Source organism: Calderihabitans maritimus, assembly GCF_002207765.1.
GTDB lineage: Bacteria > Bacillota > KKC1 > Calderihabitantales > Calderihabitantaceae > Calderihabitans > Calderihabitans maritimus.
Genome location: NZ_BDGJ01000060.1, coordinates 29,479 through 40,721, shown reverse-complemented (window position 1 = coordinate 40,721; position 11,243 = coordinate 29,479). Strand labels below are relative to the sequence as shown.

Sequence of the window (11,243 nt, the reverse complement as noted above, 5' to 3'; positions counted from 1 at the left end):
AAACAAGAAGCAAGGAGAAGTGTGAAATCTTCTTAGTTTCATCAGCGAGGAGGAATAAAGATCAATGAAAGGCCAAAAAATAGTACCCCTTATAATGTTGGCATTGATATTTATCTTGCTGGCATCATTTAGTTTTTCTTGCGCTCCGGTAGAGGAGGAAGAAGCATCTTCGAAAATTGTCACAATTACGGATTCGGCGGGGAGAACGGTAGAGATACCTCAGCCTCTGGAAAGAATTGTTGTTCTTTCTTCTGACCACGCCGTGGCCTTGAAGTGCATTGGTGTGAGCCCTAACGAGGTTGTCGGAATTAGCAAGTATATAGCTGATGATGAGCCAATTTTGCCCGAAATCAGTAAAAAACCCCAGGTAGGTTCAAGTTTTGAGCCGAACCTCGAAAAAATAGTTGAGTTAAAGCCGCAAGTAGTGTTCACTTATGTGAAATGGCCGGATCCGGAGAAACTGGAGAGAAAACTTCCCGATGAAATAAAAGTGGTGCGTCTCGACCTTTACAATCCGGAGACAATGGAAAGAGAGATCAAGTTGTTGGGAAGAATTTTTGGAAAGGAGAAAGAGGCAGAAGAATACGCTGAATTTTGGTTCAGCAAGATCAGGGCGATCGAGGAAAAAGTAAAAGATTTGAAAGAAGAAGAAAGAGTCCGTGTTTATTATGAGCACGGATCAAAACCATATCATACCTGTTCTCAAGGCTCAGGATACCACCAGTTGATAGAAATGGTTGGAGGTATCAATATTGCCCGTGGTCTTGTTGGAGGTTATCCCGAGGTTGACCCTGAGTGGGTAATTCAACAAAATCCCGATGTGATAGTTAGGGATCTTTATAAACATAGTGGTTTTGGGAATCCTGATCTTCAGCCTCTTCAGGAAGCAACCGAGAGCTTAAAAGAAAGACCGGGATTTGGTGAGATCAAAGCAGTAAAAGAAGGGAGAGTTTACACCTTTGCTCACTCGCTTTGGGGTGGAGCCTTTAAGAACATTGGGGCTTGCTTCTTAGCGAAGGTGTTTTACCCTGAGCTTTTCAAAGACCTCGATCTGGAGGAGTATCTCAGGGAACACCTGGAAAAATATCTGGGAGTGGAATATGAAAAAGTAAAAGGGGCTTTTATATATCCGGAACTTAAATAAAAGGAGACAAGCCTATGGCAACGGAAGTCAAGGAAATTGAAGTTCCTGCAATAAAGGAGTTATACACCAAGTTCACCGCCAGAAAAGTAGTGTTTATCCTGGGCAGCCTGGGTGCTCTGGTAGCATTGTCCTTATATGCGACTACCTTGGGTTCTGCCCGTTTAGGGATAGGTGAAGTTTCGTCTGCCGTGTTTGCCAGAATCTTTCCTTTTGCCGGAATTGAAACAACAAGCTTTGCCGATGTCGTTGTCTGGCATCTGAGGCTTCCCAGGATTGTCATGGGAATTGTTGCCGGGGCAGGTCTTGCCGTATCCGGTGCAGCGATGCAAGGGATAATGCGAAATCCTTTAGTGAGTCCCTTTACCATAGGAGTTTCATCCGGTGCGGCCTTGGGGGCATCTCTCGCCATTGTCCTTGGATTTAATCTTGTCGGGGGCGAAAAGGCCATAGTAGTAACCAATGCTTTTGTCTTCGGCCTGCTTACCGCTTTTCTGGTTTATGGTCTTGCCAGGATGAGAGGGGTAACTGGGGAGACTTTAATATTGGCCGGAATTGCAATAATGTATCTTGCGAGTGCTGCTACTTCGCTGCTCCAATATATTGCTACCGAAGAGGAACTTCAGGCCGTGGTCTACTGGCTATTTGGCAGTCTTACGGGGGCAAGCTGGGGAAATATATTGATAGTAACTGTAATGCTCTTTTCTTGCCTTCCCCTTTTGATGAGGTACTCCTGGGATTTAAACGTAATGGCCTCCGGGGGAGATGAAGTTGCCACAAGCCTCGGTGTTAATGTACCCCGGGTGAGGGTAGTAACCCTCATTTTGGCAACCCTCATTACCGCCGGGATAATCTGCTTTACGGGAATAATAGGTTTTGTTTGCCTTGTTGCTCCTCATATAACTCGTTTACTAATTGGTGCAGATCACAGATTTCTAATGCCTTGCTCTTGCATTCTCGGAGCCATTCTCCTGGTCGGGGCCGATACTATAGGAAGGACTGTTTTTTCACCTGTCGTCATCCCGGTAGGAATTGTACTTTCCTTCATCGGCGTTCCTTTCTTTATTTTTCTCCTTATGACCAGAAGAAAGGAGTATTTCTCATGATAATTGAGGTCAAAAGGCTTCACTTCAGTTACGGGAGCTGCCCTGTTTTGGAGGATGTAACCCTTGAGGTAGAAAAAGGGGAAGTGGTAAGCCTTGTGGGGCCCAACGGCTCAGGAAAAACCACTTTATTGAAGTGCCTCAATAAGATCCTTAAACCGAAAAAAGGGACAGTGCTTTTAATGGGGAAAGACGTAAGCAAGATGAATTTAAAAGAACTTGCCCGGCTATCAGGGTATGTCCCTCAGAATGGCGTTCGCGCCTTTCCTTCTACCGTTTTTGATATCGTTCTTTTAGGAAGGAGACCTTATATAGAATGGAGAGTAAGCTTGAGGGACAAGGAAATAGTCTCGGATTTACTCAGATTAATGGGATTAGAGGAAATGGCGCTTCGGGATTTTAACGAACTTAGTGGTGGACAAAAGCAGAAGGTTCTGATTGCCAGGGCTTTTGCTCAAGAGCCGGAAATCCTTCTCCTTGATGAACCCACCAGCAACCTTGACCTGAAACATCAGCTTGAGGTCATGAATTTAGTCTCCTCTACAGCAAAAGAAAAAGGTGTGGCAGCGATAATATCGATGCATGACCTGAACTTGGCTTCCCGCTTTTCGGATAAAATGGTTTTCCTGCGAGAAAAAAGAATTTATGCCATCGGCAGGCCGGAAGAGGTGCTCACCCCTGACAATGTAAGAGCGGTCTACGGTGTGGAGACAGTTGTCAACAAGGATTCAGGGAGGCCGTATATTATCCCGCTTGAGCCTCTTCAAGCCCCAAAAGCATCGGCAGCAACAAAAACAGCATGAAAAGGCTGTATTTGTACTCGCAAGTTTTTACCTTCAGACCCAGCAAGCACTTCATCTGGAGCTTCAATGGCCAGGTCGAGAAGTTCGCTCTACCAGTGTCTACCTGTGGTGAGTTCGAAGCCCAGATTACACAGCACCTGGTCGAGCCGCTTGCGGTCGGCACAACCACGATCGGTTTGAGAGGCGGGATATGCTCAGTAATCAGGGCGAGAATTTTTAAGGTCTTTTTTAAGCGATCCGGTTCCTGGGCCAGATCTGCAAAGAGTTGTGGTAGATTGCCTTCCATATGGGCGCGCTCCTAGCATATTTCTTTTTCATCATTATATCTGATGCAGTTGTTTTTTGAAATCTGCTTCTGATCTTGCTAAGCATTATCTGAGATAATTGGCGGCTGAAGCCGTTTCCAAAAGACCGCGGAGGTCTGAAAAGTGGTCTTTTCATTCTTGTTGTCTGGAAAGGCTTTTTCGGAAGCGGATAATGCTGATCAGGTTCACCAGGAGCCCGAAGATCAGTAAAGAAATGACCTGTTCCCAGAGGTAGGTGATGCCGATCCCTTTGAGGATGATCCCCCTGAGGATCTGGAGGAAGTAGGTCGTGGGAATCAGGTAGCCGAGGGCATAGAAGAGGGGGGCATGGCTTCTCTGGGGAAAACGAATCCCGAGAGCAGGATCGAAGGAAAAATGAAGAAAAACGCCATCTGCATGGCCTGCCTCTGGTTCCTGGCGACAGTGGAGACCAGGGTCCCAATTCCCAGGCAGGAGAGCATAAACAGAAGGGAGAGCAGGTAAAGCAGCCCGATGCTCCCGTTGATGGGAATCTGGAACACGATCACCCCGGCGAGCAGGGCTGACTTGATTTCCGGCCCCTGGGTGGTTTCATCCTTCAATCCTCCAAAGTTAGTTTTTACACCATTTGCCGATTACTGGAAAGGTACACTCAAACTCAGCAAGGTGACAGTGAAGTGCATTCCTGATCCTCAGACTCGGTCATGGCTCTGGAATCAGGGGAAGTGGACGTAATTGGTGTAGATATGCAGGGTGTGGAGCCGGTAGCAGCTAGACGTCTGGCTGATTCTGGCAAGTATCAGGTTATGGCTTTGCACCAGGCTTACCTTGTAGCTTTTTACTTCAATCCAAAATCTGAGGTATTGAAGGATATCAAGGTCAGGCAGGCAATAAACTACGCTCTCAACAGGGAAGAAATGGTGGCCAACCTGCTAGAAGGCTACGGTGTTCCTGCAAAAGGACTTGTGGGATTTGACACATCGATCCCCTGGACCAACCCAAATATCAAGGGGTATGCTTACAACCCGGAGAAAGCCAAGTCTGCTGCAAGAGGCTGGTTTCCACCAAGAGAAACCACTTGAACTTGCCTATGAAGGCTACCGGGCATACCACAAAGCCCTGGCTGAACTGATCCAGGCACAGCTTGCTGCTGTTGGTATCGAGGTCTGAAGCTGGAGCTTTTTCGAAGGTTGTTGGTGCCGGTCAGTACGACCTGGCATTGATTCCACCCTATGGTAAGAGGGAGGACGATCTTTATCCTTACATTGGTATGTTCTTTTTTTCCGGGGTACGCTACAAGGTGATGGAAAGTCCCGAGGTTGACAGGCTTTTTGTAGCCCAGCTTTATACTGCTGATGAAAAGGAAAGGGAAAAACTTTACTGGGCACTACAGGAGGAAATCATGAAAAACTGTCTAGCAGCATTCCTATGCCATCCTGACAGGATCACAGTATTGAAAAAAGACATTGAAGGCTGGGAATCTTACTACGGCTTTGAAAGTTTGGCCACCCTGTGGAAGGTGAGCAGAAAATGATGATTTAGAATCACTGAATCTTTTTAGAACGCCCCTCCAGCGGTGCCAGCTAATTACTGGTGTGCCATGTAAAAGCCCAGTCTGTCCGGAAGATTTTAGGGAAGATGATTTTAGGGAAGATTTTTGGAACCAGCAGGAATTAAGTTAGTTATATTGTGCAGAAAAAAGAGGAATTTTTGAGAAACTGGCGAAGTAAAAAAGTAAAGAATTATTAAGAGCCGGCCGAAGCCGGCATTCCGGTTGGATACTCTAAACCTAGACGGAACAATCGTGAGATAGGCGACAACGATTCTATTGTATTCCGGTTGGATGCTCTGATCCTGCGCGGTGTCGGAGACACATTCTTGGTTACGGTGATCTTTTTGAAGAGTAAACTGCAGGAAGCAGATTGAACACAAGAATACGGCTTAGGAAAAGCAGGGCCACGAAGGTTCCTTTCTACCAAGGGATGGTAGGAGAGATTTGGTGGCCCTTTTTCTGTTTGCAACAGTCTTATTGGAGCGCAAGTCCCATTTTAGTTTGGTGGTGGGAAAAGGGGGCCTGAAAGTGTTGGGAGAAGATGAGAAGTTGCAAGAAAACAAATCCGGGCGGTATGTCTTCCCTTTTACGGCGCTGTTGGGGCAGGAGAAGATGAAAAAGGCTTTGCTTCTCAATGCTGTTAACCCCCATCTGGGTGGAGTCCTCATTCGGGGAGAAAAAGGCACGGCCAAATCGACTGCAGTGCGTGCCCTCGCAGCTTTACTTCCGGAGATACCTGTTGTTCCCGGTTGCCCTTACCAGTGCAATCCTTTTGAGCCGCACAAATTATGTTCTTGCTGCCTGTCGCGGTATGCTGCTGGAGAATCGTTACCTGTTGTCTGGCGGCGAGTCCAGGTTGTTGATCTCCCGGTTTCTGCCACTGAGGATCGGGTGGTAGGCAGTTTGGATTTTGAGTATGCCGTTAAGCACGGTGGCCGCCGCTTTGAGCCAGGACTTTTGGCCCGTGCCCACCGGGGGATCTTGTACATTGATGAAGTCAACCTTCTTGATGACCACCTTGTGGATTTGTTGCTTGACGCTGCTGCTTCTGGGGTCAATTTTGTGGAACGAGAAGGGATTTCCTACAGTCATCCGGCGGAATTCATCCTTGTGGGAACGATGAACCCGGAGGAAGGGGAACTGAGGCCGCAACTATTGGACCGTTTTGGTCTTTGCGTCCAGGTTGAAGGTGAGACAGACCCGGCAGTGAGAGTAGAGATCATCAAGCGCAGAGAAGCCTTTGACCAGGACCCACTGGGATTTCTTGCTCAGTGGGCTGAAGAAGAGGAAAGGGTGCGGCAGGCCATAATTGCTGCTCAGCGTCTGTTGCCTGAGGTAGTGATTTCGCCTGAACTGGAGGAACTGGTTACTCGGGTATGCACCGAGGCGAGGGTAGCTGGGCACCGGGCGGATCTCGTGATGGCCGCAACTGCGCGGACGCTTGCTGCCTGGTATGGGAGGCGGGAAGTAACTGCTGAGGATGTTTACGAAGCTGCGGAATTTGTCTTACCTCACCGGATGCGGGAAGCGCCTCCTCCTCAGCAGCCGGAGCCTCCCGAACCTGAGGAATTGGAGGAGCCCGAAAACACAGAAGAAGAGGAAGACCAGCAGGAGAGCCAAGAGCAACAGGAGCAGTCTCCTCCTGAGATGGAGGAAAGCCAGCAGGAAGAACAAAAGGACTTACCTCCCCAGCCGACTCCCCCGCGGGATGCTCCAGAGACCATCTTTGCTGTAGGCGAACCTTTCTCGGTGCGCAGGATCAGCTTCAAGGAGAAGGGCATGTTGCGGCGTGGGTCGGGCCGGAGGTCGCGCGGGCAGACAGCCACCAAATCAGGCCGCTATGTCCGGAGCACCTTGAGATGGGCTCGAAAAGACCTTGCCTTTGATGCCACCTTGAGGGCTGCGGCACCTTACCAGAGGCGGCGGAAGCGTGATGGAGTTGCGGTAGTTATCGAAGTTTCTGATTTTCGGGAAAAGGTTCGGGAAAAAAGGATCGGCAACTTTCTCCTCTTTGTTGTTGATGCCAGTGGTTCGATGGGTGCCCAGCAGCGGATGGTGGAAGCCAAGGGAGCGGTTCTCTCGTTGCTTCTAGATGCTTACCAGAAGCGTGACCGGGTGGGGATGGTTGCTTTTCGGGGGGACAGGGCTGAGGTGCTTCTGCCTCCGACGAACAGTGTTGAACGTGCTCAAAAGCTTCTGGCGGAGTTGCCCACTGGGGGCCGGACACCTCTTTCCGCGGGATTGCTCAAAGCGTACGAAGTGGCCAAAGCTCATCTTTTCAAAGACCCCGATTTGCGCCCTTTGCTGATCATCATTTCTGACGGAAAGGCCAACGTCAGTTTAGGAGAGGAGCGGCCTTTGGCAGAAGCCTTCAAGGTAGCTGAACTGATCAGGGAAGAAGAGCGCATCAGAAGCCTGGTAGTTGATGTCGAAAACGACGGGTTCCTCTCATTTGGACTTGCTCACCAGTTGGCGGTTGCCTTGGATGCTGACTACTACAAGCTCAATGATCTTCGGGCGGAGCGCTTGCTGGAAGCGGTGCACGGTGCCCTGGCCGAAATTTAGAAATATGTGAAGATGTAAGAAAGGAAGGATAGGATTATGGAACAAACTTTGGGACAAGTCTCGAGGTATGTTTACCCCTTTACAGCGATAGTTGGACAGGATGAGATGAAGCTTGCCCTGATCCTTAATGCCGTCAATCCCAAATTGAGCGGAGTATTGATTCGGGGGGAGAAGGGCACAGCCAAATCGACGGCAGTGCGTGCCCTGGCTGCGCTTCTCCCGGAAAACCGGGTTGTGGCAGATTGTCCTTTTGGCTGTGACCCTGACGATATTACCACCATGTGCAGTTCATGCCGGGAGAGGCGGATGCGTGGAGAAACACTGCCTGTCGTCACCCGGAAAATGCGGGTTGTAGATCTTCCTGTTTCCGCTACTGAAGACCGGGTAGTGGGGACACTTGATCTTGAGGAAGCCATCAAGAAGGGGGAAAAGCGGTTTGAGCCTGGAGTGCTGGCCGAAGCCAACCGGGGCATCCTTTACGTGGATGAAGTGAACCTTTTAGACGACCACATTGTGGACGTTCTCTTGGATGCAGCGGCGATGGGTGTGAACACAGTTGAAAGGGAGGGGGTATCGTTTACCCATCCGGCGAACTTCATCCTTGTGGGGACGATGAACCCTGAGGAAGGTGAACTGCGTCCCCAACTATTGGACCGTTTTGGTTTATGCGTCCAGATCGCCGGGATTCTCGATCCGGCTCAGCGGGTCGAGGTAGTCAGGAGGAGGATTGCCTTTGAAGAGGATCCTGCGGGTTTTTGTGCTGCTTGGGAAGCTGAGCAGGAGAAGCTCAGGCAGCAGATTTTGGCTGCCAGAAAGATCTTACCGCGGGTGCAAGTGCCGGAAAAGATGCTTTATTTGATTGCCGAGATTGCCATTGAGATGGGCGTAGACGGCCACCGGGCCGACCTGGTGATGCTGAAGGCAGCCAAGACCAACGCTGCTCTAAATGGGCGCACCGAGGTTACCGAAGCTGATATCCGGGAGACGGCCAACCTGGCGCTCTTGCACCGTATGCGCCGGAAACCCTTCCAGGAAATAGCGTTTGATGAAGCAAAACTCTCCGCGGTGCTGGGACATACCCATCCGCACACCCATAGCCACTCCCACGTCCATGCCCACCAGGTGCGGTAAAGGTGCGTGGTGCAGGGAGGTATATACTTTGATTGAAATCAGGGGTCTTAATAAAAACTACGGTCAACTGCGGGCGGTGGTCGATCTCAACCTGAAAATTGAGGAGGGGGAGATCTTCGGCCTGCTCGGTCCCAATGGCGCCGGTAAAACCACCACCATCCGCATGCTTACCATGCTTACCAGGCCCACCTCGGGCGAAGCTTTTATTGCGGGATACGAGGTGTCCCGCGACCTAGGTCGGGTCAAGCAGGTCATCGGGGTGGTGCCGCAGCACATGAACCTGGACCAGGAATTAACCGCCCGTGAAAACCTGGAGCTCCACGGCAGGCTGCATAAAATGCCTGCTGCCGAGCGCCGCCGCCGTACCGCGGAACTGTTGGCTTTTGTGGAATTGGCTGATCGTGCCGACGATCTGGTCAGCAAGTTTTCCGGGGGCATGAAGCGCCGGTTGATGATCGCCCGGGGATTGATGCACCGGCCACGCGTGCTTTTCCTGGATGAACCTACCATTGGTCTAGATCCGCAGGCCAGGCGTCGTATCTGGGACTTGGTACGCCAGATGAACGGAGACGGGGTCACCGTGCTGCTTACCACCCATTACATTGAAGAGGCTGAGTTGCTCTGCCACCGGGTGGGGATTATGGACCACGGGAGGCTGATTGCCCTGGGCACGCCCGCAGAACTTAAAGAGCGGGTGGGGAGGTTTGTGGTGGAATCCTTAAACGGCGGGCAGGCTGCCTATACCCTTTGTAGAACGCGGGAAGAAGCGCTAAGGCACGCCGGTCAACTGGCGGGCGGGGTGACCATCCGGGAGACCAGCCTGGAGGACGTCTTTATCCAGCTTACCGGGCGGAGGGTAGGTGATTAGCATGGATTTTGTTACCGTTTTATGGCGCGAGATGCTGGTTTTCAAACGCACCTGGTGGAAGTTCCTGGCATCCAGGTTGGTAGGTCCCGTGCTTTACCTGACCGCCTTCGGCTGGGGGCTGGGGCGGAACATCCCTACTGATAGCGGCTCCTACCTGGACTTCGTGGTACCGGGCATCATTGCCTTGAGCGCCATGACCACCAGCTTTAATGCCACCGGGAATGAAGTTAATATGAGTCGCCTCTACTACAAGACCCTGGAGGAATACCTCATCGCTCCTATCAGCGCGGGTTCCTTCGTTCTGGGCAAGGTACTGGCGGGGACGGTGCGCGGCCTGATAAGCTCTATGGTGATCCTGGTCCTCGGCGTCCTCTTCGGCGCACGGCCTGCCCTGGGCGGCTGGTTTTTCGCTGTGATCGGCACTACCTGTTTCCTGTTTGCCGCCCTGGGCGTGGTGGCCGGCATGATCATCAACTCCCATGCGGATATGGCTAATTTCAGCACCTTCGTCATCTTGCCCATGGCTTTTCTCTGCGGCACTTTTTTCCAGGCCGAAAAGCTGCCCGCCATAGTAGCTGACGTGGTTCGCGTGCTGCCCCTGACCCATACCAGCTACACCTTGCGGGCATTGGCTGCCGGTCACACCATCCCTATCGTTTCAGCCCTGGTGCTGGTAGGTTATTCCGTTGCCTTTTTTGCAGCCGCCGTTTGGACAGTGCGCCGAATACGTTAAGGGACAGCGAGGTAATGTCGGTTTAGGATTGGTTCCACTGTCAATAACTTTACTTTTTGGCACATGACTGGAATGCTAAATTAATGTTTAATCATACTGAAGAACCGTTTTCTAATAAAAGTTTAGACAGGCTATAGCATACGCAATTGATAGGGGAAAACTACTGGAAATATCCCAAAGGGGGCAAGGCTCCCGGCTAGGGAAACAACATAAATATATCAGAACAGGTGTTATTGGTTGATACATTCTAATTTTTTCATTTTGTTTATTTTTTTTTGCCATTTTGATACACTAATACGAGGAGTGTGGTCTTATGGCTAAAAAAGTAACGATCCTGGGAATAGAAACTTCATGTGACGAAACGTCTGCGGCGGTGGTTGTGGACGGGCGCAAAATACTTTCCAACGTTATCTCCTCCCAGGTTTCCACCCATCGGAAATTTGGCGGGGTGGTGCCGGAGATAGCTTCCCGCAAGCATATGTCCAACATTGTGGGAGTAGTGGAGCGGGCTCTGGAAGAAGCGGGTATCAACTGGAAGGATATTGACGCGGTAGCGGTTACTTATGGCCCTGGACTGGTAGGCGCTCTCTTGGTAGGAGTTTCCTATGCCAAGGCAGTTGCCTATGCTCTGGAGGTACCTCTTCTGGGAATTAATCACCTGGAAGGGCACATTTATGCCGGTTTTCTGGAGCACGAAGATTTGGAACCTCCCCTTGTCGGCCTGGTTGCTTCGGGAGGGCATACGAGCCTGGTTTACCTCCCGCAGCACGGAAGCATAGAAGTCATGGGACAGACGCGGGATGACGCGGCAGGTGAAGCTTTTGACAAGATCGCCCGGGCTTTAGGTTTGGGTTACCCCGGTGGTCCGGCCATTGAAAGAGAAGCTGGCGGAGGCAACCCGGAGGCGATTGAATTTCCACGGGCCTGGTTGGAGGAAAACAGTCTGGACTTCAGTTTCAGCGGACTAAAGTCGGCGGTGCTCAACTACTTGAACCGCGCCCGCCAGAAAGAGGAGAAGGTGAACCTTCCAGACCTGGCTGCCAGTTTTCAGCAGGCGATAATT

11 protein-coding genes and 1 pseudogene are annotated in these 11,243 nt (G+C 50.8%); 10 read left to right on the top strand and 2 right to left on the bottom strand.

The genetic code is table 11. From position 1 onward, the window contains the following. Positions 1 to 64: 64 nt before the first annotated feature. From KKC1_RS06145 to KKC1_RS06135, 3 genes are read left to right on the top strand one after another with little or no spacing between them, the layout of a single operon-like run. Positions 65 to 1,144, top strand: coding sequence for an ABC transporter substrate-binding protein (locus KKC1_RS06145; RefSeq protein WP_088553611.1), 1,080 nt, complete (start codon positions 65 to 67; stop codon positions 1,142 to 1,144). Between the two features lie 14 nt (positions 1,145 to 1,158). Continuing rightward, positions 1,159 to 2,247, top strand: a complete 1,089-nt coding sequence (locus KKC1_RS06140; RefSeq protein WP_088553610.1) for a FecCD family ABC transporter permease — start codon at positions 1,159 to 1,161, stop codon at positions 2,245 to 2,247. Further along, on the top strand, positions 2,244 to 3,047 hold the full coding sequence (locus KKC1_RS06135; protein WP_088553609.1) for an ABC transporter ATP-binding protein: 804 nt from the start codon (positions 2,244 to 2,246) through the stop codon (positions 3,045 to 3,047). The genes KKC1_RS06140 and KKC1_RS06135 overlap by 4 nt, the downstream gene beginning before the upstream one ends. Here the strand turns inward: KKC1_RS06135 and KKC1_RS06130 are convergent. After that, complete coding sequence (locus KKC1_RS06130) at positions 2,989 to 3,333, bottom strand: hypothetical protein (RefSeq protein ID WP_088553608.1); 345 nt, start codon at positions 3,331 to 3,333, stop codon at positions 2,989 to 2,991. The two genes, KKC1_RS06135 and KKC1_RS06130, sit on opposite strands and share 59 nt — an antisense overlap. Positions 3,334 to 3,648: 315 nt before the next feature. After that, positions 3,649 to 3,933, bottom strand: coding sequence for an ABC transporter permease (locus KKC1_RS06125; RefSeq protein WP_088553607.1), 285 nt, complete (start codon positions 3,931 to 3,933; stop codon positions 3,649 to 3,651). Here KKC1_RS06125 and KKC1_RS06120 point away from each other — a divergent pair. The 7 genes and pseudogenes from KKC1_RS06120 to tsaD all read left to right on the top strand — a co-directional run. Next, a pseudogene (locus tag KKC1_RS06120) lies at positions 3,845 to 4,413 on the top strand (ABC transporter substrate-binding protein). The gene KKC1_RS06125 and the pseudogene KKC1_RS06120 sit on opposite strands and share 89 nt — an antisense overlap. 62 nt (positions 4,414 to 4,475) lie before the next feature. Further along, on the top strand, positions 4,476 to 4,865 hold the full coding sequence (locus KKC1_RS06115) for a periplasmic substrate-binding domain-containing protein (RefSeq protein ID WP_088553605.1): 390 nt from the start codon (positions 4,476 to 4,478) through the stop codon (positions 4,863 to 4,865). Positions 4,866 to 5,330: 465 nt separating this feature from the next. Continuing rightward, positions 5,331 to 7,448: a putative cobaltochelatase gene (locus KKC1_RS06110; RefSeq protein ID WP_238134219.1), complete on the top strand. Its 2,118-nt coding sequence runs from the start codon at positions 5,331 to 5,333 to the stop codon at positions 7,446 to 7,448. A 36-nt stretch (positions 7,449 to 7,484) separates the two neighbouring features. Beyond that, the gene (locus KKC1_RS06105; protein WP_088553604.1) at positions 7,485 to 8,579 is read left to right on the top strand and encodes a magnesium chelatase ATPase subunit I; all 1,095 of its coding nucleotides are present in this window, start codon (positions 7,485 to 7,487) and stop codon (positions 8,577 to 8,579) included. 28 nt (positions 8,580 to 8,607) lie between these two features. Then, a complete protein-coding gene (locus KKC1_RS06100) occupies positions 8,608 to 9,447 on the top strand; it encodes an ABC transporter ATP-binding protein (RefSeq protein ID WP_202819963.1) in 840 nt (279 codons plus the stop codon). A gap of 1 nt (position 9,448) precedes the next feature. After that, entirely contained in the window at positions 9,449 to 10,180 is a 732-nt protein-coding gene (locus tag KKC1_RS06095) for an ABC transporter permease (RefSeq protein ID WP_088553602.1), read from the top strand. A 313-nt stretch (positions 10,181 to 10,493) separates the two neighbouring features. Then, positions 10,494 to 11,243, top strand: a 750-nt coding sequence (tsaD, locus tag KKC1_RS06090) for a tRNA (adenosine(37)-N6)-threonylcarbamoyltransferase complex transferase subunit TsaD (RefSeq protein WP_088553601.1), incomplete at its 3' end; no start/stop codon positions are given.

Excerpts from the sequence above, each read along its gene's own strand:
- KKC1_RS06145 (WP_088553611.1), top strand. The coding sequence starts at position 65 with ATGAAAGGCCAAAAAATAGTACCCCTTATAATGTTGGCATTGATATTT.
- KKC1_RS06140 (WP_088553610.1), top strand. The coding sequence starts at position 1,159 with ATGGCAACGGAAGTCAAGGAAATTGAAGTTCCTGCAATAAAGGAGTTA.
- KKC1_RS06135 (WP_088553609.1), top strand. The coding sequence starts at position 2,244 with ATGATAATTGAGGTCAAAAGGCTTCACTTCAGTTACGGGAGCTGCCCT.
- KKC1_RS06130 (WP_088553608.1), bottom strand. The coding sequence starts at position 3,333 with ATGGAAGGCAATCTACCACAACTCTTTGCAGATCTGGCCCAGGAACCG.
- KKC1_RS06105 (WP_088553604.1), top strand. The coding sequence starts at position 7,485 with ATGGAACAAACTTTGGGACAAGTCTCGAGGTATGTTTACCCCTTTACA.
- KKC1_RS06095 (WP_088553602.1), top strand. The coding sequence starts at position 9,449 with ATGGATTTTGTTACCGTTTTATGGCGCGAGATGCTGGTTTTCAAACGC.